Annotated in this window: 18 protein-coding genes; 9 read left to right on the forward strand and 9 right to left on the reverse strand. The window is 70.1% G+C overall.

Annotated elements, in window-relative coordinates:
• The first annotated feature begins 47 nt into the window (after window positions 1-47).
• Complete coding sequence (mutL, locus tag M2437_RS11455; protein WP_253387474.1) at window positions 48-2,036, forward strand: DNA mismatch repair endonuclease MutL; 1,989 nt, start codon at window positions 48-50, stop codon at window positions 2,034-2,036.
• A gap of 62 nt (window positions 2,037-2,098) precedes the next feature.
• On the opposite strand, the gene M2437_RS11460 is transcribed toward mutL, so the two are convergent.
• The 4 genes from M2437_RS11460 to M2437_RS11475 all read right to left on the reverse strand — a co-directional run bounded on the left by M2437_RS11460 (window position 2,099) and on the right by M2437_RS11475 (window position 4,251).
• The gene (locus M2437_RS11460; protein ID WP_253387475.1) at window positions 2,099-2,596 is read right to left on the reverse strand and encodes a hypothetical protein; all 498 of its coding nucleotides are present in this window, start codon (window positions 2,594-2,596) and stop codon (window positions 2,099-2,101) included.
• 104 nt (window positions 2,597-2,700) lie between these two features.
• On the reverse strand, window positions 2,701-3,204 hold the full coding sequence (locus M2437_RS11465) for an Hsp20 family protein (RefSeq protein WP_253387476.1): 504 nt from the start codon (window positions 3,202-3,204) through the stop codon (window positions 2,701-2,703).
• Between the two features lie 230 nt (window positions 3,205-3,434).
• On the reverse strand, window positions 3,435-4,121 hold the full coding sequence (locus tag M2437_RS11470; RefSeq protein ID WP_277570290.1) for a protein-L-isoaspartate(D-aspartate) O-methyltransferase: 687 nt from the start codon (window positions 4,119-4,121) through the stop codon (window positions 3,435-3,437).
• Window positions 4,090-4,251, reverse strand: a complete 162-nt coding sequence (locus tag M2437_RS11475) for a hypothetical protein (RefSeq protein WP_193763136.1) — start codon at window positions 4,249-4,251, stop codon at window positions 4,090-4,092. Before M2437_RS11475 ends, M2437_RS11470 begins: the two co-directional genes overlap by 32 nt.
• A gap of 71 nt (window positions 4,252-4,322) precedes the next feature.
• On the opposite strand from M2437_RS11475, the gene M2437_RS11480 reads away from it, so the two are divergent.
• A complete protein-coding gene (locus M2437_RS11480; RefSeq protein WP_080515582.1) occupies window positions 4,323-4,700 on the forward strand; it encodes a cupin domain-containing protein in 378 nt (125 codons plus the stop codon).
• 111 nt (window positions 4,701-4,811) lie between these two features.
• Entirely contained in the window at window positions 4,812-7,040 is a 2,229-nt protein-coding gene (locus tag M2437_RS11485) for a glycosyltransferase family 2 protein (protein ID WP_253387477.1), read from the forward strand.
• A gap of 33 nt (window positions 7,041-7,073) precedes the next feature.
• On the opposite strand, the gene M2437_RS11490 is transcribed toward M2437_RS11485, so the two are convergent.
• Window positions 7,074-10,334, reverse strand: a complete 3,261-nt coding sequence (locus M2437_RS11490; RefSeq protein ID WP_253387478.1) for a PAS domain S-box protein — start codon at window positions 10,332-10,334, stop codon at window positions 7,074-7,076.
• Between the two features lie 425 nt (window positions 10,335-10,759).
• On the opposite strand from M2437_RS11490, the gene M2437_RS11495 reads away from it, so the two are divergent.
• Entirely contained in the window at window positions 10,760-11,356 is a 597-nt protein-coding gene (locus M2437_RS11495) for a pyridoxamine 5'-phosphate oxidase family protein (protein WP_253387479.1), read from the forward strand.
• Window positions 11,357-11,541: 185 nt separating this feature from the next.
• Here the strand turns inward: M2437_RS11495 and M2437_RS11500 are convergent, their stop codons facing one another.
• From M2437_RS11500 to M2437_RS11510, 3 genes are all read right to left on the reverse strand, one after another.
• Window positions 11,542-12,990, reverse strand: a complete 1,449-nt coding sequence (locus tag M2437_RS11500; RefSeq protein ID WP_253387480.1) for a DUF1254 domain-containing protein — start codon at window positions 12,988-12,990, stop codon at window positions 11,542-11,544.
• Window positions 12,991-13,387: 397 nt separating this feature from the next.
• A complete protein-coding gene (metC, locus tag M2437_RS11505; protein WP_253387481.1) occupies window positions 13,388-14,575 on the reverse strand; it encodes a cystathionine beta-lyase in 1,188 nt (395 codons plus the stop codon).
• A gap of 96 nt (window positions 14,576-14,671) precedes the next feature.
• Window positions 14,672-14,836 (reverse strand): ribosome modulation factor, encoded by a 165-nt coding sequence (locus tag M2437_RS11510; RefSeq protein ID WP_015824345.1) that lies wholly within the window; start codon window positions 14,834-14,836, stop codon window positions 14,672-14,674.
• A gap of 142 nt (window positions 14,837-14,978) precedes the next feature.
• On the opposite strand from M2437_RS11510, the gene M2437_RS11515 reads away from it, so the two are divergent.
• The 3 genes from M2437_RS11515 to M2437_RS11525 are packed head-to-tail and all read left to right on the forward strand — an operon-like array spanning window position 14,979 to window position 17,194.
• A complete protein-coding gene (locus tag M2437_RS11515) occupies window positions 14,979-15,266 on the forward strand; it encodes a hypothetical protein (RefSeq protein WP_003606728.1) in 288 nt (95 codons plus the stop codon).
• 57 nt (window positions 15,267-15,323) lie between these two features.
• Window positions 15,324-16,208, forward strand: a complete 885-nt coding sequence (gene rarD / locus M2437_RS11520) for an EamA family transporter RarD (RefSeq protein ID WP_253387482.1) — start codon at window positions 15,324-15,326, stop codon at window positions 16,206-16,208.
• Entirely contained in the window at window positions 16,205-17,194 is a 990-nt protein-coding gene (locus tag M2437_RS11525; RefSeq protein ID WP_253387483.1) for a P1 family peptidase, read from the forward strand. Before rarD ends, M2437_RS11525 begins: the two co-directional genes overlap by 4 nt.
• Before the next feature lie 93 nt (window positions 17,195-17,287).
• Here the strand turns inward: M2437_RS11525 and M2437_RS11530 are convergent, their stop codons facing one another.
• Complete coding sequence (locus tag M2437_RS11530; protein WP_253387484.1) at window positions 17,288-18,961, reverse strand: electron transfer flavoprotein-ubiquinone oxidoreductase; 1,674 nt, start codon at window positions 18,959-18,961, stop codon at window positions 17,288-17,290.
• Between the two features lie 211 nt (window positions 18,962-19,172).
• On the opposite strand from M2437_RS11530, the gene M2437_RS11535 reads away from it, so the two are divergent.
• Both M2437_RS11535 and ypfJ read left to right on the forward strand, forming a co-directional pair.
• Window positions 19,173-20,186 (forward strand): uracil-DNA glycosylase, encoded by a 1,014-nt coding sequence (locus tag M2437_RS11535; RefSeq protein WP_253387485.1) that lies wholly within the window; start codon window positions 19,173-19,175, stop codon window positions 20,184-20,186.
• Window positions 20,187-20,291: 105 nt separating this feature from the next.
• On the forward strand, window positions 20,292-21,197 hold the full coding sequence (ypfJ, locus tag M2437_RS11540) for a KPN_02809 family neutral zinc metallopeptidase (protein WP_003606570.1): 906 nt from the start codon (window positions 20,292-20,294) through the stop codon (window positions 21,195-21,197).
• Window positions 21,198-21,200: the final 3 nt, after the last annotated feature.

The raw sequence follows: 21,200 nt of genomic DNA on the forward strand, positions 1-21,200 counted from the left end.
CCGCGCGCCTATCGGGCGAGCGGCAGGCCGCCTATATTTCGCGGGCCATGTCCGCCGCCCCCGACCTTCGCGACCCGCCGCCCGCGCATGTGCGCCGCCTCGACCCGATCCTGGTCGATCGCATCGCCGCGGGCGAGGTGGTCGAGCGGCCGGCCTCGGCGGTCAAGGAACTGGTCGAGAACGCGATCGATGCCGGCGCGCGCAGCATCGAGGTGGCGATCGAGGGCGGCGGGCGCCGCCTGATCCGCGTCATCGACGACGGCATCGGCATGGGGCCCGACGACCTCGCGCTCGCGGTCGAGCGCCACGCGACCTCGAAGCTGCCCGATGGCGACCTGACCCGGATCGGCTCGCTCGGCTTTCGCGGCGAGGCGCTGCCCTCGATCGGCGCGGTCTCGCGGCTCACGATCACCTCGCGCACCGCGGACGGCGAGGGGGTGAGCCTCACCCTCGACTCCGGCGTCAAGGGGCCGGTGCGCCCGGCGCCCGCCTCGCGCGGCACCCGCATCGAGGTCACCGAGCTGTTCGCCGCGACCCCGGCCCGGCTGAAATTCCTGAAGACCGACCGGGCCGAGACGGCCGCCGTCTCCGAAATCCTGCGCCGGCTCGCGGTGGCGCAACCGCAGATCCGCTTCACCCTGCGGACCGAGAGCGGCAGCCCGACCGTGTTTCCCGCCGAGAACGAGCCGGGCCCGGCGGCCCTGCTGCGCCGGCTCGGGGCCGTGCTCGGCCCCGACTTCCCCGGCAATGCCGTGCCCGTCGACATGGCGCGCGAGGGCTTCGCGCTTGCCGGCCATGTCGGCCTGCCGACCTTCCACCGCGGGGCGGCGAGCCACATCCACTTCGTCGTCAACGGGCGCCCGGTGCGCGACCGGCTCCTGCTCGGGGCCGTGCGCGGGGCTTATGCCGACACCATGAGCTCCGACCGCCACCCGGTGCTCGCGCTCCATCTCACCTGCGATCCCGCCCTCGTCGATGTGAACGTGCATCCGGCCAAGACCGAGCTGCGTTTCCGCGAGCCGGGTCTGGTGCGGGCGCTGATCGTCAGCGCGATCCACGAGGCTTTGCGCCGGGCTGGCGCCCGGTCTTCCAGCACCGGCACCCAGGCCGCCCTCGACGCGCTGCGGGCCGGCGCCGGCGTGGGGGGCGCCCCGCCGATGGCGGCGGGGGTGGGCCGGTTCGCCGTGCATTCGGGTGCCTCCACTGCCAGCGCCCTGAACCCCCGCCCGGCGAGCCGCCTGTTCTCCGGCCCCTCGGTGGCCGCGCCCGCAGGCTACCGCCCGGCGCCGCGCCCGGCCTTCACCGAGGACCATCCAGGCTTTGCCGAGACGCCGCAGGCTTTGTTCTCCGCCGACCTCGCCCCGCCCGGCGCCGACCTGCGGCCCGATCCGGAGGCGGGCTCGGAGGCCGAGACCCATCCCGAGACCCACCCGCTGGGTGCCGCCCGCGCGCAGATCCACGAGACCTACATCGTCGCCCAGACCCGCGACGGCATCGTGCTGGTCGATCAGCACGCCGCCCACGAACGGCTCGTCTACGAGCGGCTGAAGCGCGAGCGGGCCGGCGGCGGCGTGCTCGCCCAGGGGCTCCTGATCCCCGACGTGGTCGAGATGGCGCCCGAGGAGGCCGACCGCCTCGTCGAGGCCGCGCCCGAGCTGGAGCGGCTGGGCCTCACCCTGGAGGCGTTCGGCCCCGGCGCCGTGCTGGTGCGCTCGGTGCCGTCGGCGCTGGCGGGCGGCTCGGTGAAGGGCCTCGTGCTCGACGTGCTCGACGCGCTGGCGGCCAGCGGCGTCGAGGAGGGTGGCCCGGCCGGCGCGGGCGATCCCGATCCGGTGAGCCGGCGCCTCGACGCGATCCTCTCGCGGATGAGCTGCCACGGCTCGATCCGCGCCGGCCGCCGCCTCAAGCCCGAGGAGATGAACGCCCTGCTGCGCGAGATGGAGGCGACGCCGCTCTCCGGCTCGTGCAACCACGGCCGCCCGACCTTCGTGAGCCTCGGACTCGCCGATATCGAGCGGCTGTTCGGGCGGCGGTGACGGCGTCCTCCTCAGGAAGACGCCGGGCTCGGGCTTGAAGCCGGCAGGACGTCGCCCCGCGGTCAGGCCGGGATGGCGACCGCCAGGGCCGCCGCGCTCGGGGGTGTGCGCGGGCGCGGCATCACCGCCGCCGGGCAGGGCGGCGGATCGTCGTCATCGTCCCGGCGACCGGGGCGAAAAAACCGGTGCCGGTTCGATGCGCGCCGCGGGCGCCAGGGCCAGGCCGGACTACCGGAAGAGGCCGTGCTCGCCGAAGGAGGCCCCCGGTCGAGCGTGCCGAGCGCAGCGAGGACGGTATCGACCGGCACCGGCTCGGCCCTGCAGCCGGCAAGGCAGCGCAAAGCGGGCGCATTCTCGAGGGCGCAGGCATCGGACGCCCAGGCAGCCAGGATCGCGCGCTTGTCCGCACGCGACAGGAGCGGGTGGGCCAGCACCTCGCGCGGATGGCGGAACACGTCGCCGGGGGCGACGAGCGCCTGCCATGCCTCGAACGAGGCGGCCGGGGTGCCGGCCGGGTTCATCGGGCCGGAATGGGCGGAATGCGTGTCCATCGTCGTCACGGGTCATCTCCCTGAAAGCACGGGGTTTTCGTGCGAAAAGGAAGCGGTCCCCGAAGGCGCGCAGCCTCCGGGGATGCTGGCTCGTGTGTGGTGTGCGCCGAGGGTCAGGCGGCCTTGGACAGGTCCTCGACCTGAGCCGGCGCCTTCTGGGCCGGCGTCTTCTCCGCCGACCCGTTGTCCTGCCCGATCGCGGCCCCTGTGCCGCAGATGGCGATCCGGCGCGGCTTGAACGCCTCCGGCACCTCACGCTTCAGTTCCACCGTGAGCAGGCCGTTATCCAGGCTGGCCCCCGTGACCCGCACATGCTGAGCCAGGTTGAAGCTCTGGCGGAACGTGCGGCCGGCGATGCCCCGGTGCAGATACTGGCGCTCGCCCTCCTGGGCCTTCTTCTGGCCCGTGACGAGGAGCGTGGTGTCGTGCTGGGTGAGTTCGATCTCGTCCTGCGCGAAGCCCGCGACCGCCATGGTGATGCGGTAGGCATCCTCGGACACCTTCTCGATATCGTAGGGCGGCCACGCGGCCGAGGTCTCGGCTTGGTCGAGCAGGGAGAACAACCGGTCGAAGCCGACGGTGGACCGGTAGAGGGGAGAAAAGTCGAAGGTCCTCATGACCACATCCTCCTTGGAGCAACGTGATGACGAGGGCCGCCGGACACCTGCATCCGGCGCCCCATAAGCGAGCCCAATTTGGGCCTCGCACGCGCGTAACGCGGCCAACTGACCCCGGTTCCCCTTTCTTCGAATTTTTTCGCAGTTTTCGATCGGCGCGCGATGCGCGGGTTCGAAGGGAAACCCCGCTCGCCTCCGCGCAGTGCAAACATGGCGGGAGAGGCCGCGCGTCACACGGGGTCCGCCGTTCCCACGCCCCGCAGCAGCGGTACGAAGGAGACCGGGCCGAAATCGCAGCTCTCGAACCGGTCCCGCCCGCGCCGGGTCAGCCGCAGCAGCGTCTGCCCGCCGGGCGGGCCGACCGGGATGACGAGGCGGCCACGAGGCTTGAGCTGGGCCTTCAACGCCTCGGGGATCGTGGAGCTCGCCGCAGAGACGAGGACCGCGTCGAAGGGCGCGGCCTCCGGCCAGCCCGCATGGCCGTCGCCGATGCGCAACGACACCGTGAGCCCGAGTGCGGCGAGGCGCGCGCGGGCGGGCTCGCCCAACGCCGCGTGGCGCTCGATTGCGAAGACCTGCGCGCCCATCCGCGCCAGCACCGCCGCCGCGTAGCCGCAGCCGGCGCCGACCTCCAGCACCCGGTCGCCGGGCCGCAGGGACAGCGCCTCGATCATCAGGGCGACGATGTAGGGCTGGGAGATCGTCTGCCCCGCCCCGATCGGCAGCGGCCCGTCGTCGTAGGCCTCCCCCGCCAGAGCGTCCGGCACGAAGGCCTCCCGCGGCACGGCCCGCATCGCATCGAGGACGGCCGCGTCATGGATGCCGCGGGCGACCAGTTGCGTCTCGACCATCCGGGTTCGAGCCTCGGCGCGATCCGGCACCGTCTCACTCCGTGTCGGCGCCGTCCGTCCCGGCATCGGACGCGCCGTCATCCGTGGAGGGCGAGGGCGGCAGGTTCGGCGGCGGCAGGCGGCCGGGGCTCGGCGGTGTCGGCAGGCCGGCATCCTCGGTGGCCGGGGGGAGCGGGGCGGGTTTGGTCTCGGGCATCGATCCGTCGCAAGCTGCGGCGGCGCGGGACGCGCGGCCTTCCCTGCTTCAACGCGCAAGAACGCCGCGCGGTGTCCGACCGGGTCCGGCGGCGCCTCGTCGGCCGGGAGAGCGACATCGACATGATCCCCTGTCCCAACCTGTTCGCCGGCTTGCCGGCGCATGCGGATGAAGAACGCTTCGAGACCCTGCTCACGCGTCCCGGCCTGCGGGTCGAGCGCATCGTCTCGACGGGCCAAGCGAGCCCGCCGGGCTTCTGGTACGATCAGGACGAGGACGAGTGGGTCGCGGTGCTTCAGGGCAGCGCCGAACTCCGCTTCGCCGACGAGCCCGCGCCGCGTCTGTTGTCGGCGGGCGATCACCTGCTGATCCCGGCGCATCGCCGGCATCGCGTCGAACGCACGCAGAATCCGACGATCTGGCTCGCGGTTCACTGCGCGCCGCGCTGAAGCCACCACCCTGACTGCATCGGGCCGGTGGCTCTCGATCTTTGTTTCGACGCGTATTCTTGCGGCGAGCCGGTTGCCACTGCGTCGGAATGCACTCTAACGCGTTGCCCCATGATCGCGTGCCGCATCGAACCGAAGGGACAGATCGAGCCGGAGGGGGAGGGCGTCTGGCGCTCCACCGGCTCCGATCCGCAATTCCGGCTGACCCATCCCCGCGGCGGACGGCTGTTTCCGTTCCGGCTCGCGGGGGGCTGGGTGCGCATCCGCGCCGACCTCGAAGGGCTGGGCCACACGAAGCCGGTGCCGCTCCTCTACGTCGATGACGGCTCGGGCTTTCGCGAGGACGAGGCGGTCCGGCTCGAATTACGGGAGGACGGGGGCATCGACGACCTCGTCCTCCTGCCGCGCCGGGTGCGGGGCCTGCGGCTCGATCCGCTCGCCGCAAGCGGGCGGTTCCGGCTCTCGCGGGCGACCCTCGAACCGCTGCACGGCCCCGCCGCGACGCTCGCCGTCGCCCGCCGGTTGCTGGCGCGGCTGCCGGAAGAGGAGAGGGGGGGCGGGGCCCTGCTCGGGCGCCTCGCGCGCCTCGCCGTCAGCCGCCCGCCCGCCGCCCTGTGGCAGGCATTCTGGGACAGCGCCCGGCCGCGCCCGGCGGCGGCCTCCTACGCCGCCTGGATCGAGACGATCGAGCGCACGGCCCTGCCGAGCCCGGAGGCGATGCGGGCGGCGATCGCGGGCTTCCGGGTGCGGCCGCGCATCTCCATCGTCATGCCGGTCTACAACACGCCCAAACCCTATCTGGAGGCGGCGATCGCGAGCATCCGGGCGCAGGCCTATCCCGATTGGGAGCTGTGCCTCTGCGACGACGCGTCGAGCGCGCCCCATATCGCGCCGATGCTGGACGCGCTGGTGGCGGAGGAGCCGCGGGTGCGGCTGCATCGGCGATCGAAGAACGGCGGCATCGTCGCGGCGAGCAACGACGCGCTCGCCTTGGCCACCGGCGACTGGCTCACCCTGATCGACCACGACGACGCGATCCCGCCGCACGCGTTCTATGCCTTCATCGCCGCGCTGAACGCGGATCCGCAGATCGATTTCCTCTACTCGGACGAGGACAAGATCACGGTGGGCGGCGAGCGCTACGAGCCGTTCTTCAAGCCGGATTGGTCGCCCGAGACGCTGGAGGCCTGCATGTACACGGCCCATCTGGCGCTCTACCGGATGGATATCGTCGCCCGCATCGGCGCCTTCCGGGCGGAATGCGAGGGCGCGCAGGATTACGATTTCGTCCTGCGCTACACTGAGCACGCAGCCTGCGTGCACCACGTGCCCGAGGTGCTCTACCACTGGCGGGCGATCCCCGGCTCGACCGCCCTGGCCATGGACAACAAGGGCTACGTGGTCGCCGCCGCGGTCCGGGCGCTCGAAGACCGGGCGCGGCGCACCGGCGGGCTCGCGAGCGTGCGCCCCACCGCCTTTGCCGGCAGCTTCCACCTGCGCCGACCGCTCAAGGAGCGGCCCCTGGTCTCGATCGTGATCCCCACCGCCGGGCGCGACAGCGAGGTCCGCGGCCGCACCGTCGATCTCCTGGCCGCCTGCCTCGCCAGCATCCGCGAGCGGACCACCTACGAGGCGATCGAGATCGTGGCGGTCGATAACGGCGACCTGCGGCCGACGACGAAAGACGCGCTGGAGCGCTACGATGCCCGCTCCGTCACCTGGGACCAGCCGGTCTTCAATGTCGCCGCCAAGATGAATCTGGGGGCCCGTGCCGCCACGGGCGAAGTGCTGGTCTTCCTCAACGACGACATCGAGATCATCAGCCCCGACTGGATCGAGGCAATGCTGGCGCTTCTGCAGATCCCTGGCGTCGGGGCGGTCGGCCCCAAGCTCCTGTTCGACACCGGCGAGTTGCAGCATGTCGGCGTCACGGTGATCGACGCGACGCCCGACCATCCCCGCCGCTCCTACCCGCGGGAAGACCCCGGCCACTTCTTCTCGACCGCGGGCAACCGCAACTACCTCGCGGTGACGGGGGCCTGCGTGATGGTGCGGCGGGCCGAGTTCGAGGCGATCCAGGGGTTCGACGAGGGATTCGCTGTCAACTACAACGACGTCGATCTCTGCCTGCGGCTGTGGGAGCGGGGCCTGCGCAGCGTCTACTGCGCGGAGGTCGAGCTCTACCATTACGAGAGCCGCAACCGGGCCCGCACCGTCGCGGCGGACGAGCAGGCCCGCTTCCGCGCGCGCTGGGCGGAGGCAATCCCGCGCGACCCCTATTACAGCGAGTGGTTCGAGGCGCTGCCGCCGACCTTCGAGCTCGATCCGGCGCGGTTCTGACGTCGCGACCGATTGGGGGGACGGGCTCCCCCCTCACCGCGAGTTGATCATCTCCTTGATGCGCGCGGCCAGCACTTCCATCACGAAGGGCTTGGTGATGACCTGCATGCCGGGCTCGAGGTGGCCGTTGCCCACCGCCGCGTTCTCGGCATAGCCGGTGATGAACAGCACCTTCAGGTCCGGCCGCAGGACGCGGCCCGCATCGGCGACCTGGCGCCCGTTCATGCCGCCGGGAAGCCCGACATCGGTGACCAGTAGGTCGAGGCGCACGTCCGATTGCAGCACCTTGAGGCCGGCCGGGCCGTCGGCGGCCTCGATCGCGGTGTAGCCGAGATCCTCCAGCACCTCCGTGACCAGCATCCGCACCGTCGGCTCGTCATCGACGATCAGGACCGTTTCGCCCTGCTCGGCGCGGGGCGCGGCGGCCAGATCCGGGGCCGCCTCCGGCTCTTCCGCCGCCCCGTAATGGCGCGGCAGGTAAAGGCACATCGTCGTGCCCTGGCCGACCTCCGAGTAGATCCGCACCTGCCCGCCCGACTGGCGCACGAAGCCGTAGATCATCGACAGGCCGAGGCCCGTGCCCTGGCCGATCGGCTTCGTCGTGAAGAACGGGTCGAACGCCTTGGCGATGACGTCTGGGCTCATGCCGGTGCCGGAATCGGTCACGCAGAGCGAGAGGTACTGGCCGGGATCGAGGTCGCGCTCCTTGGCGCCGCGGTCGTCGAGCCACTTGTTGGCGGTCTCAATGGTGATGCGCCCGCCATCCGGCATCGCGTCGCGGGCGTTGATGCAGAGGTTCAGCAGCGCGTTCTCGAGCTGGCTCGGATCGACCAGCACCGACCACAGCCCGCCCGCGGCCACCACTTCGAGGGTGATCGACGGGCCGATGGTGCGGCGGAGCAGATCCTCCATGCCCATCACCAGCCGGTTCACGTCGGTGGGCTTCGGGTCCAGGGTCTGGCGCCGCGAGAAGGCGAGCAGGCGGTGGGTCAGCGCCGCCGCGCGCTTGGCGGCGCCCTGCGCGGCGTTGACGTAGCGGTCGATCTCGGTGATCCGCCCCTGCGCGAGGCGGGTCTGGAGCAGTTCGAGCGAGCCGGTGATGCCGGTGAGCAGGTTGTTGAAGTCATGGGCGAGGCCGCCGGTGAGCTGGCCCACCGCCTCCATCTTCTGGCTCTGGCGCAGGGCCTCCTCGGTTCGCATCAGCTCGGCGGTGCGGGCCAAGACCTGCTGCTCCAGGCTCGCGTTGAACGCCTCCAACTGCGCCTTGGCACGCAGCTCGCCCTCGATGTTGCGCGCCTCGATCACCGTGCCGATCGGCATGCCGGCCTCGTCGCGGATCGGGCTCGCGGTGAAGGCGACGGGGTAGAACGAGCCGTCGCGGTGGACGAAGATCTCCTGGCCCTGCTCCTGGTTGTTCTCGGGGAAGGCCTGATCGATCGGGCATTCGTGGAGCGGGTAGGGGCTGCCGTCCGGCCGGGTATGGTGGACGACGTCGTGCAGCGCCTTGCCGTGCGTCTCGTCGAGGCTGTAGCCGGTCAGCCGCTCGGCAGCGCGGTTCATGTAGGCGCAGTGCTGGCGCTCATCCATCATGAAGATCGCCTGCGTCGCGTTGTCGAGCACCGCGTCGAGGCGGCGGGTGGCCTCGACGAGACGCTCCTCGGTCGCCTTCCGCGCGGTGATGTCGATGGCGCTGCCGACGCCGCGCAGGCAGCGGCCCTCCGCATCGAACACGCCGCGCCCCTTGGCCGCGACCCAACGGACCATGCCGTCGGCGCGGCCGATCGCGCGGAACTCCTCGTCGTAGAAGGCCCGGGCCACGGGATCGAGCGCGGCGGCGAAGGCGGCGGTGACCCGCGCCCGGTCGTCCGGGTGGAGGCCGTCGGCGAAGTCGTCGAGGGTCACGTCCGCGTCGGGCGCCAGCCCGAACATCGCCTTAATCCGCGGCGGCCAGAACAGGGTGCCGGCCCGCGGATCGAAATCCCACAGGCCGATCTCGCCGCTCTCGACGGCGAGCCGCAGGCGCTCCTCACTCTCGGCGAGCGCGAGCTCGGCGGCGCGGCGCTCCTCGATATCGACCACCGAGCCGATATAGCCGAGGAAGCTCCCGTCGGCGGCAAAGCGCGGGCTCGCGGTGTCGATCGCCCACCGGTAGACGCCGTCGCGGCGGCGCAGGCGGTATTCGAGGCTGAAGCCCTCGTGCCGGGCATTCGCCCGCAGGAAGGTCTCGCCCGACCAGCCGCGATCGTCCGGATGCACCGCCTCGAGCCAACCGAGGCCGAGGGCCTGCGCCTCGTTCTGGCCGGTGAAGTCGTACCAGCGCCGGTTGAGATACTGGCAGGCGCCGTCCGGGCCGGTCACCCACATCATCACCGGCGCGTCGTCCGCCATGGTGCGGAAGCGCGCTTCGCTCTCGGCCAAAGCCGCGTTGCCGGTGATCCGCTCGGTCACGTCCGAACCGTCGACGAACACGCCGGTGATCGTCCCGGCCGCGTCCCGCATGGGCTGGTAGACGAAATCGAGGAAGCGCCGCTCCGGCATGCCGCCGGGCACGCGCAGGATCGTCACCGGTGCGCCGTGCGCCGTATGGGTGCGGCCGGTGGAGAACACCTCGTCGAGCAGCTCGAAGAAGCCCTGGCCCTCGACCTCCGGCAGAGCTTCCCGCACGGGCCGACCGAGAACGTCGCGGTGGGCGATGAGTTGGCGATAGGCGGCGTTGGCGAAGGCGAAGGCGTGGTCGGGCCCGTCGAGCACCGCGACGAAGCTCGGCGATTGCTCGAACAGCCGCGCGAAGCGCTCGCGCTCGGCATGCATCTGCCGGCCGGCCCGCACCGAGGCGGTGGTCTCCGAGCAGGCGCAGAACATGCCCGCCACCGTGCCGTCCTCGATCCGCACCGGCGTATAACCGAAGGCGAAGTGGGTCTCCTCCGGGTAGCCGTTGCGATGCATCGTGAGGGCGATGTCATCCATATGCGTGCCCTCGCCCGCATAGGCCCGCGACAGGATCGGCCCCACCTGGTCCCAGATGTCGTGCCAGACCTCGTCGAACGACTGTCCCAGCGCGCGCGGGTGGCGGGCGCCGCACATCGGTGCGTAGCCGTCGTTGTAGAGGGTGACATGCGCCTCGCCCCAGACGATCAGCATGGGCTGTTGCGAGCCGAGCATCACGCCGACCAGAGTCTTGAGCGCCGCCGGCCACGCCTCCGGGCTCCCGAGCGGCGTCACCGCCCAATCGATCCCGCGGATCAGCGCGCCGGCCTCGCCGCCGCCGTCGAGGAAGAAGGGCCTGTCGCTCACGCGGTGCGCCCCCGGCACGACGGATGCCGTCCGCCGGAACGCGGAAGGGATCGGAGGACGGACAAAGGGAGAGGTCTCGAGCGGGCGGGCAGGGGCAAGGAATAGGGCAAGGGAAAAGCGGGACCGTATGTTCGACAGCGTTCAACGCGGGAACCAGCCAGCCGTGCCATCGCTGGGTGCAGGAAGCTGAAACGAGAACCTCCCGGACCCATGCCATGGCGCGAACCGGTGGCGATGCCAAGGCAGCCGGCCGAGAAGTTCGATCGACCCGTTGCTCGTTTCGGTTCGCTCCGACGGCTTTGAGGACGCATGCGCGGTTGCAAGCACCTTGCGCGGGCGCACCGGCCGCGTCAGCATCCGGGGCAGGCAAGAGCCGCCCGATCAGGCTTCCTGCAACCTGGCATGACGCCTAAGGAAAGCCTTTCGTGGACGCGCTGCCCTCCTTCTACGACGACCTCGATGGCTTCCGCGCCGAGGGCTGGCGCCGCCTCGCCGACGGCGTGGGACACCGGCACAGCCCGTTCCACACGCCGTCTCTCGCGACGGTCGATGCCGCCGGCCGTCCGCGGCTGCGCACCGTGGTCCTGCGCGCGGCAGAAGCCGGGGCGGGCGCCTTACGCTTCCACTGCGACCGGCGCTCGGACAAGGCGCGGGAGATCGCCGAGAACGGGCTGGCCGCCCTCCACGTCTACGACGGCCGAGCCAAGCTCCAGCTCCGCGTCGAGGGGCGGGTACGCCTGCACCTTGACGACGCGCTCGCCGACGCCGCCTGGGCCGCCGCGCTGACGATGAGCCGGGTCTGCTACGGGGTCGAACCCGCCCCCGGCACCGCACTCGCCGCGGGCGACGCCTACACCATGCCCGACGAGGACCCGGACGCGCGCATCGGCCGCGAGAATTTTTGCGCGGTGGTGTTCACGGCCGAGCGCCTGGACCTGCTCTACCTCGACCGGCGCGGGCACCGGCGGGCGGTTTTTTGCCGGGAGGGCGAGGGCTGGATGGGGACGTGGGTGGCACCTTAGGGTCCCAACCCCGTCAGATTGCTCCCGCGGGGGCCGCTTTCGGCCCGTTGCTGACCCTGGAAACGTCTGCTTCCAGGCTATCGATGGGACAGAACTCTACGACTGAGTTGGGTGGTTCTGCGCCGGTGCGCTTTCAAGCAGCAAGTCCTCGAAGCGGACGTTGCCTTCCCGCCCGCTCCCTCTCCTCAAATGACGCGCTGCACCCAAGGCGGCGCCCAGCTGCCGTCCAGCAGCGACGGGTTTCCGGCCTTTGGCCAGTACATTCTTAGCATGGGTATAAAATCTCCCTTCGGTGCCGGTAGCCAGTTGCTCTCCCGTTCTGGGCCGGGCGACTCATTCTGAAAATGGAGCGTGATTGAGCCGTCGGTGTTGCGCTTCAGGTCATCGCGCAGGCTGACTGTGAACTTGTTGAGGCGATTGGGTACAAACCACCAGCCTTGGTCGACCTCGTACATGGTGATGGACCAGAAGCCGTTGACGGGTGGCGTCTGCCCGGCGGCGAAAGTGAGCGTGTACTTGTTCGCGCCGTTCAGCACGCGGCCCTCACTGTCTACTGTCGTATTAGGGTAAACTGCGTCCTCCTCAAGATTGGCGGGCCAGCCGAAGGCGGCGACTACGCCGCGCTTCATGTAATCGGTGCCGTAGCGGCCGAGGCCCTTCGTCACGGTCCAGCCATTCACCTCGTTGCCAAGGCTGGAACGTCCCGCTCCGATCACGGCCAGCGCCCGCTGCGGAAGGTCGCGCAGGGCCTCGCGCACGGCAGGGTTGAGCTTTGCAGCATCGAAGGGCTGACCGGGAGCGATGCCAATGCGTGCCATGCGGGCAAGCATTGGCCCATCCTCTGGCGCGGGCGGGGCCACCGTCCCCATCAGACGCGCCAGCCGGTTGAAGTAGTCCTCAGCCGACATGCTGAGGATCACCGATTGCGGCTTGTCGGTCATGCTGAAGCCGGGGTTCGGGTCGACCGGCGGTGCGTGGAAGGTGAAGGGTTTTCCGAAGGAGGAGAGCGGGACGAGTTTGTACTGTTCCTGCAGGGCATTGACCGCTGCAAAGTCAGCGTCGGTACCGTTGGCATAGGTACGACCGAGGATGAGCAGGTAGCGCGTCGGTGACTTGATTTCCCTCATACCCGACGGCACCTGGCCCGACCAACCAGGGCCAGTGATCAGAAAGCTAGCTGCCCGGCCCCCTGTCGTGCGCGCGCCCGGGCATTCCACCACTGGCATCCAAAGGCTGTACATCGGGAATAGGAAATAGCGGTCACCCATATCGGGATGGGAGAACACCGTCGGCTCAGCGCCGAGATCGAGCCAGGCAGCCGAATAGAGGGTGTCCGCATTGGGCGCCGATACGCCGCGGTAGTCGGCCGGCGGATAGCGTTTGACGTTGATGAACTGCCCCATAGGTCCGTGCAGGCCGCTGAGCGCAGGCACGTTCGACATCTGCACCCGAGTCACCTCCGTGGTGATCAGCGAGTAGCCGTAAATATAGGCGTCCATGGCGATCCGCTCTGCATCGGATGCGCTTCCTAGCAGTGCCTCGGAGACTTGCGCCGACACCAGCGACGAATTGGCGATCAGTGGCACCGCGAGGGCAGCGCCAGTAACGAGGTTGCGCCGGGTAACAAGCGTCATGGCTTCGCCCCTTCTGCTCGAACGTCTCGCCGTGTGGGCGGCAGCACTGACTATCACGGCATCGCTTCGCCGGCCATGCACCAATCCGGATCTGTTCCTGGGATTGATTATTGTTCATACAGTTCTGTTCAGAGCTTTTGAATTATGAGCTGCCGGTCGAACACTTGGATCGCCTGGCCTGCCCGCCTTTCAGACGTTCATCGCACGGACAGCGAACCGCTTCCCGCCCGAGCCGAAGTGGCCGAGGGCTAACAAATGGCCGCTTTCGGACAGCTCGGGCACTGTCGGCAAAGCTAACATGGACCGGAAGCGGAAAGGCCGCTTTCAGACACGATGCCAGCGTCCGCTCCCCACCGTCACCAGTCCTTCAGGCAGCCAAGCCAATCAAGTTTCGCCCTCAGCCCACAGCCGCCATCCGCGCGAACCCGGCCTCCAGATCCGCCTTCAGATCTTCCGGGTCCTCCAGACCGATATGGAAGCGGAGCGCCGAGCCGTCCGGCGGCCAGCGGGTGGCGGTGCGGTAGACGGTCGGGTCGAAGGGGATGACGAGGCTCTCGAAGCCGCCCCAGGAAAAGCCCATCCCGAACAGTTCGAGCCCGTCGAGGAAGGCGGCCAGCGCCTCCTCCGAGACCGGCTTGAGGATCACCCCGAACAGGCCCGAGGCGCCGGAGAAGTCGCGCTTCCAGATCGCGTGGCCGGGATCGTCCGGCAGGCCCGGATGCAGCACCCGCAGCACCTCCGGGCGGGCCTGGAACCACTCGGCCATGGCCAGGCCGCGGGCGCCGTGCTCGCGCAGGCGCAGACCCATGGTGCGCAGGCCGCGCAGTCCCAAAAAGATGTCCTCGGGGCCGGGGCAATTGGCGAAGTGCTCGTAGGTGCGCTTGAGCGCCGGGTAGTACGCGGCGTTGGCCGAGACGAGGCCGAGCAGCAGGTCGGAGCCACCGCTGAGATACTTGGTACCGGCCTCCACCGCGAGATCGACGCCGCGCTCGTGCGGCGGGAACAGCAGCGGCGTCGCCCAGGTGTTGTCCATCACCACCGCGCCGCCGCGGGCATGCATCGCCTCGGCGATGGCCGGCACGTCCTGCATCTCGAAGGTCTGCGAGCCTGGTGCCTCCACCAGCACCGCCCGCGTGTTGTCGCGCATCAGCCCGGCAATGCCGGCGCCGATCAGCGGATCGTAGTACTCGACCTCGACGCCGTAGCGCTTCAGCACGCCGTCGCAGAAGATGCGGGTCGGGCGGTAGGCGGAATCGGTAACGAGGAGGTGGTCGCCCGCGCTGACGCAGGTCATCAGCGCCAGCGTCAGGGCCGAGAGGCCGGACGGCGCCAGCACCGTGCCCGCTGCCCCGGCGATCTCGCTCCACGCCTCGCACAGGGCGTCCATCGTCGGCGTGCCGGAGGTGCCATAATTGTAGCGCCCGCGCCGATGCTTGATGTCGTCGTAGGTCGGATAGAGGACAGTCGAACCGCGGTAGATCGGCGTGTTGACGAAGCCGTGCTGGGCCGCCGGGTCGCGCCCGGCGAGCACGAGACGGGTGTCAGAACCGAAGCGACCACGGTCGCGGGGGGGAGAGTTGGACATCGGCCTCGGGAGGATGAGAGGGGCTTCGCGTTGAAGCCCTTTCAGCCTCCCGGGACCGGACGCGTCAAGGCGGTCTCGGTTCGCCTCGGGTGGTCCTCACGCTGCCGGATCGTCGGCCGCCGCTTCCTCGTAGGCCTGGATCCAGGCCGCGCGATCCTCGGAGCCCTCCGCATAGGGGCATTCATCGATGCTCTTGCCGTAGAGCCGCGCGTTGCGCCCCTGGATGAAGGGGCTGTCGCTCGCCGTCGCCTGCTCGTTCATGGCCAGATCCTGTTCCGGATGTCCTGAATAGGGCCGGTCCGCAGCGGGCCCGGCCGTCCGGTTCATTAACGACACCGCGCGCATCCTGTTTCCGGGGCCGCCGTTCACGGTCCCGCGTACCCTGCGTATCGAGTTCCCCATCGTGAGCATCCTGCGCGTCATCACCTTCGGCACCATCACCGGGCTCGGCACGCTCTCGGTCGTTCTCGTGAGTGCGGACCGGCTCATGCATCAGGCGGTCGCCGCCGTGCCGGCCCCGACGATCGCGCGGGCCGCCCCGATCCTGCCCGATCCCGTCACGACCGGCACGGTGACGCAGGGGCCGGCGGCCGAGACGAAGAAGGAGCGCATGCTCACCGGCTTCGACACGGAGCGCCTCAACGCCCTGATGCGCGGCGAGACGCCCGCAGCCCCCGCCCGCAAGCGCTGACCGCGCGCCCAGTCCGGGCTACAAGCGGCGCCCCGCCACGCCGCCGCTCGTGCAATCTTGGGCCTGATCTACGCGCTCGCCGCCTATCTGAGCTGGGGCCTCGTCGTCCCGGTGCATTTCCGGCTCCTCGACGGTATCCCGCCGGGCACGATCCTGGCGCAGCGCATCGCATGGTCGGCGCTGCTGGTGGTCGGCCTGATCGCGCTGCTGCGCAAGCGGCTCGCCAACCCGTTCCCGCTGCGGGCGCGCCATGGCCTGCTCGTCGTCTCGGCGGGTCTGATCGCGATCAACTGGATGCTCTACCTCGTGGCGGTGTCGAGCGGGCACATGCTCGATGCGAGCCTGGGCTACTTCATCAACCCGCTGGTTTCGGTGGCACTCGGCGCCCTCGTCCTCGGCGAGCGCCTGCGCCCGGTCCAGGTGGCAGCGGTGGCCATCGTCGTGCTCGGCGTGGTGATCGCGGTGGCGATGGCGGGGCGCCTGCCGCTGCTGTCGCTCGGGCTCGCGGTCACCTTCGCGCTCTACGGGCTGGTGCGCAAACTCGTCGCCGTCGATGGCACCGTCGGCTTCTGCGCCGAGACTTTTTTGCTCCTGCCCGCGGCTCTGGCCTATCTCGCCTTCGTCGCGCCCCCGGTGCCCGACGACGCCCGCACCTGGGCGCTGCTGGCGCTCACGGGCGTGACCACGGCCCTGCCGCTGATCTGGTTCGCCGCCGCGGCGACCCGGCTGACGCTGGCGACCCTCGGGCTGATGCAGTACATCGCGCCCTCCTGCCTGATGGGGCTCAGCACGCTGGTCTACGGCGAGACCCTGACGCCGGACCGCCTCGTGCTGTTCGGGCTGATCTGGCTGGCGCTGATGCTCTACGCCTACGATGCGATCCGCCATGAACGCAGGCGCCGCGCCGCGTTGACGACGGGACCGGCAGGAGAGGGGCGATGATCCGGCTCAACCGCATCACCGACATCTCGGGAATCCGCGTCGGCCACGCGGAAGACGAAAGAATCGCGAGCGGCGTCACCGCGCTCGTCTTCGAGCAACCCTTCGTCTGCGCGGTGGACGTGCGCGGCGGCGGCCCCGGCACCCGCGAGACCGACCTGCTCGATCCCGCCGCTACGGTGCAGGCGGTCGACGCCCTCGTGCTGGCGGGCGGCTCGGCCTTCGGGCTCGACGCCGCCGCCGGCGTGGTCGCCCATCTCAGGGAGGCGGGGCGCGGCTTCGCGGTCGGCGACGTGCGCGTGCCGATCGTGCCGGGCGCCATCCTGTTCGACCTCCTCAACGGCGGCGGCAAGGCGTGGGGCCGCTTCTCGCCCTATCGCGAGCTCGGCTACGCGGCGGCGCTCGCCGCGCAGGACAGCGCCTTCGCCCTCGGCTCGGTCGGAGCGGGGCTCGGGGCCCGCACCGCCAACCTCAAGGGCGGCCTCGGCTCGGCTTCGAGCGCGGTGCCGGGCCTGTCCGCGCAGGTCGGCGCGCTGGTGGCGGTCAACGCCTTCGGCCGGGTGACGATGGGGCAGGGGCCGCATTTCTGGGCCGCACCGTTCGAGCGCGACGGCGAGTTCGGCGGCCTCGGCCTGCCACCGCTTGTGCCCGACGACGCCCTCTCGTGGCCGCGCGAGCCGATGCCCGGCGCCAACACCACGCTGGCGGTCGTCGCCACCGACGCGGCGCTCACCAAGGCGCAGGCCAAGCGGCTCGCCATCGCCGCACAGGACGGGCTCGCCCGGGCGATCCACCCGGCGCACACGCCGCTCGACGGCGACGTGGTGTTCGCGGTCGCCACCGGCGCGGTGCCGCTCGGCGATGAGGTGGCCGACCTCGCCCGCCTCGGCGCGGCGGCCGCCGAGACGCTGGCGCGGGCAATCGCCATCGGCGTCCACGCGGCCACCCGGCTGCCATGCCTGGACCTGCCGGCCTGGCGGGAGCTTTAGCGGTTCGGGATCCCAAAGGGATTATCCCTTTGGCGGGGCGGCGGGGCAGGGCTCCGCCTTCCCTTCACCGGGGCTCTGCCCTGGCCCCCCGGATTACAGGTTCGTGTAGTTCGGCCCGCCCGGACCCTCCGGGGTGACCCAGTTGATGTTCTGGTTCGGGTCCTTGATATCGCACGTCTTGCAGTGGACGCAGTTCTGCGCGTTGATCTGGAAGCGCACGCCATCGCTGGCGGCCTTGTCCTCCACCCACTCGTAGACGCCGGCCGGGCAGTAGCGGCTCGACGGGCCGCCGTAGACGTCGTGCTCGGACCGCTTCTGCAGCTCCATATCCTTGACCTTGAGGTGGAGCGGCTGATCCTCCTCGTGGTTGGTGTTCGAGAGATACACCGAGGAGAGCCGGTCGAAGGTGAGCTTGCCGTCCGGCTTCGGGTAGGTGATCGGCGTCACCTCGGAGAGGGGCTTGAGGCAGGCGTGATCCGGCTTGCCGTGGCCTAGCGTCCCGAACAGCGAGGCGTTGGCGATCGTGTTCATCCACATGTCGAGCCCGCCGAGCCCCACGCCGACGAGCGTGCCGTACTTCGACCAGAGCGGCTTGACGTTGCGCACCGGCTTGAGGTCTCGTCCGATCGGGCTGTCGCGCCAGCCCTCCTCGTAGGCGGTCAGCTCATCGCCCTGGCGGCCGGCGACGAGCGCGTCGAAGATCGCGTCCGCCGCCTGGATGCCGGACAGGATCGCGTTGTGCGAGCCCTTGATGCGCGGCACGTTCACGAAGCCGGCGGAATCGCCGACGAGGCAGCCGCCGGGGAAGACGAGCTTCGGCACCGATTGCCAGCCGCCCTCCATGATCGCGCGGGCGCCGTAGCCGATGCGCTTGGCCCCCTCGAAGGTCTCGGCGATCATCGGGTGGGTCTTGAAGCGCTGGAACTCCTCGAACGGCGACAGGGTCGGGTTCTCGTAGTTCAGGTGCGTCACGAAGCCGACCGAGAGCAGATGATCGTCGAAATGGTAGAGCCACGAGCCGCCGCCCGCCTTGTTCGGCAGCGGCCAGCCCATCGTGTGCTGCACCAATCCCGGCTCGAACTTGTTCGGCGCGAGCTGCCACAGCTCCTTGACGCCCAGACCGTATTTCTGGTGGTCGCTGTTGCGGTTGAGCCCGAACCGCTCGATCAGCGTCTTGGTGAGCGAGCCGCGCGCGCCCTCGCCGAACACCGTGTACTTGGCCCGCAGCTCCATACCGCGGGTGAAGTCGTCGCGCGCTTCACCGGTGCGGGAGATGCCGAGATCCCCCGTGGCGATGCCGGTGACGATGCCGCGCTCGTCGTAAAGCACTTCGGAAGCCGGGAAGCCGGGATAGATCTCGACGCCGAGACCTTCCGCCTTGGCGCCGAGCCACTTCACGGTGTTCGAGAGCGAACCGACGAAATTGCCGTGGTTCGACAGCAGCTTGGGGAAGAACACGTTCGGCATGGTGACGCCGCTGTTCTTCGTGAGGAACAGGAACTCGTCGCGCTCCACCGCCGTCTTGAGCGGCCGGTCGGGATCGTCGCGCCATTCGGGCAGCAGGGTGTCGAGGCCGAGCGGATCGACCACGGCGCCGGAGAGGATGTGCGCGCCGACCTCGCCGCCCTTCTCGACGACGACGACCGAGAGTTCCTCACCCTTCTCCGCGGAGAGCTGCTTGAGGCGGATCGCGGCGGCGAGGCCGGCGGGTCCCGCGCCGACGATCACCACGTCGAAATCCATGCCTTCGCGTTCGGGCAGCGCCATCCTCATTCCTCCTGCGGCCGTTCGGGCATCGGGCGCCGCTCCGGCTCGATTCATTGTCAAGATGTCTCTCAAGCGATTCCAAGGTAAGAAGGCAAGGCCGTTCGGGTAGCGGCAGGCAGGCGCAGGGGGATGCCAGGGGCATGCGGAGGGCGCGTGTGCGACGATCCGCAGGACGCATCCGGGCGTTGTCCACAGGGCGCTCCCACGCCACATGGAAACGATGACGGCAAACCACACGGATACCGACGCCAGAGGCGACCTGATCTCCTTCCTCGACTTCCATGTCGCGGCAGGCGTCGACGCGGCCCTCGACGAGCAGCCCCACGACCGCTTCGCGGAGGCCGAGTCCGTTCGAGCTGACGCCGCCTCGCAGGCCGAGCCGGCCACGCGCCGCGAGCCCCTTGAGCCACGCCGCGAGCCCCTTGAACCACGCCGTGAGCCCCTCCCACCACGCCGTGAGGCCCTCGAACCGCGCAGCGAGCCGGCGCAGCGTGACGCTCCCTCCGCGGAAGAGCCGCCCCTGGCGTTCCGGCGTGAGCTGCCGAGCCGCGACGCGCCCGCGCGCGAGCCCCCCCGCACCTATGGCAACGCGGCCGGCGCCAAGCCCGGCGAGGCGGCGGACGATGCGCGGGCACGGGCCGCGCAGATGAAGACCCTCGACGAACTGGAAGAGCTGCTGCGCGGCTTCGAGGGCTGCGGGCTGCGCTTCACCGCCAAGAACCTCGTCTTCGCCGACGGCAATCCACAAGCGCTGGTGATGTTCGTCGGCGAGGCGCCGGGGGCCGACGAGGACCGGATCGGCAAGCCGTTCATGGGACGCTCCGGCCAGCTTCTCGACCGGATGATGGCGGCGATCGGCCTCGACCGGACCAGCGCCTACATCTCCAACGTCGTGCCCTGGCGCCCGCCGGGCAACCGCAACCCGACCCCGCAGGAGATCTCGATCTGCCGCCCCTTCGTCGAGCGCCAGATCGAACTCGCCAACCCCGACATCCTCGTCTGCCTCGGCGCGCCCGCGACGCAGACGCTGACCGGCACCAAGGACGGCATCCTCAAGGCGCGCGGACGCTTCTACCCGTATCGCCTTGGCGACGGCCGCGAGATCCGGGCGCTCGCCACCCTCCATCCGGCCTACCTGCTGCGCCAGCCGGTGCAGAAGCGCCTCGCCTGGCGCGACTTCCGGATGCTGAAGAGCGCCCTCGACGGGAGCGCCGCGGGCAAGTAGGCGGGGGGCGGCTCAAGCGGAACCGTATCCTCCGCCTCGCCATTCTAGAAATCAGGTCCGGAATCCCGATGAGGCCGGGCGAGACGCGGGGCGGCGGGAGACTTTATGCGCTGGGACGATTTTCGCGCCTCTGAGAACGTCGAAGACCGGCGCGGCGAGGGCGGCGGCGGGGGCGGCTTCCCCGGCGGCGGCATGGGCGGCCTCGGCATCGGCACGATCGTCGTCGTGCTGCTGATCTCCTGGGTCACCGGCATCAACCCGGCGATCCTGCTCGGCGGTGCGCAGCAGATGACCGGCGGCGGGCAGCAGCGCGAGCAGCGGGTCGATCCCGAGACGCAGGCCCGGCGCGGCGAGGCGCCGACCGATCGCGCCGGCCAGTTCGCCTCGAAGATCCTCGGCAACACCGAGGATGTGTGGAACGAGATCCTGCCGAACCAGACCGGGCGGCCATACAAGCCGACGACGATGGTGCTCTACCAGGGCGGCACCCGTTCGGGCTGCGGCATGGCTCAGGCCGCGATGGGGCCATTCTACTGCCCGCTCGACAAGAAGGTCTATATCGACCTCGGCTTCTTCAAGGAGATGCAGACCAAGTTCGGCGTGAAGGGCGATTTCGCCTACGCCTACGTCATCGCCCACGAGGTCGGCCACCACGTGCAGGACGTGCTCGGCATCCTCGGCAAGGTGCAGAGCCGCCAGCAGAACGCGAGCAGCAAGACGGAAGCGAACCAGCTCTCCGTGCGCGTCGAGCTGATGGCCGACTGTCTCGCCGGCGTCTGGGCCAAGAACTCGAACGACCGCTGGAACGCCCTCGACCAGAACGACATCAAGGAGGCGCTCAACGCCGCCAGCGCCATCGGCGACGACAAGCTGCAGGAAAAGTCGCAAGGCTACGCCGTGCCGGATTCCTTCACCCACGGCTCCTCCGAGCAGCGGATGCGCTGGTTCATGACCGGCTACAAGAGCGGCCAGACCAAGTCCTGCGACACCTTCCGCGCCAGCCGCGGCTGATTT

The sequence above is a fragment of the Methylorubrum pseudosasae genome, assembly GCF_029504475.1.
In the GTDB taxonomy this organism is placed as follows: domain Bacteria; phylum Pseudomonadota; class Alphaproteobacteria; order Rhizobiales; family Beijerinckiaceae; genus Methylobacterium; species Methylobacterium extorquens.

Excerpts from the sequence above, each read along its gene's own strand:
- mutL (WP_253387474.1), top strand. The coding sequence starts at position 48 with ATGTCCGCCGCCCCCGACCTTCGCGACCCGCCGCCCGCGCATGTGCGC.
- M2437_RS11465 (WP_253387476.1), bottom strand. The coding sequence starts at position 3,204 with ATGAGGACCTTCGACTTTTCTCCCCTCTACCGGTCCACCGTCGGCTTC.
- M2437_RS11470 (WP_277570290.1), bottom strand. The coding sequence starts at position 4,121 with ATGCCGGGACGGACGGCGCCGACACGGAGTGAGACGGTGCCGGATCGC.
- M2437_RS11475 (WP_193763136.1), bottom strand. The coding sequence starts at position 4,251 with ATGCCCGAGACCAAACCCGCCCCGCTCCCCCCGGCCACCGAGGATGCC.
- M2437_RS11485 (WP_253387477.1), top strand. The coding sequence starts at position 4,812 with ATGATCGCGTGCCGCATCGAACCGAAGGGACAGATCGAGCCGGAGGGG.
- M2437_RS11500 (WP_253387480.1), bottom strand. The coding sequence starts at position 12,990 with ATGACGCTTGTTACCCGGCGCAACCTCGTTACTGGCGCTGCCCTCGCG.
- metC (WP_253387481.1), bottom strand. The coding sequence starts at position 14,575 with ATGTCCAACTCTCCCCCCCGCGACCGTGGTCGCTTCGGTTCTGACACC.
- M2437_RS11510 (WP_015824345.1), bottom strand. The coding sequence starts at position 14,836 with ATGAACGAGCAGGCGACGGCGAGCGACAGCCCCTTCATCCAGGGGCGC.
- M2437_RS11525 (WP_253387483.1), top strand. The coding sequence starts at position 16,205 with ATGATCCGGCTCAACCGCATCACCGACATCTCGGGAATCCGCGTCGGC.
- M2437_RS11530 (WP_253387484.1), bottom strand. The coding sequence starts at position 18,961 with ATGGCGCTGCCCGAACGCGAAGGCATGGATTTCGACGTGGTGATCGTC.
- M2437_RS11535 (WP_253387485.1), top strand. The coding sequence starts at position 19,173 with ATGGAAACGATGACGGCAAACCACACGGATACCGACGCCAGAGGCGAC.
- ypfJ (WP_003606570.1), top strand. The coding sequence starts at position 20,292 with ATGCGCTGGGACGATTTTCGCGCCTCTGAGAACGTCGAAGACCGGCGC.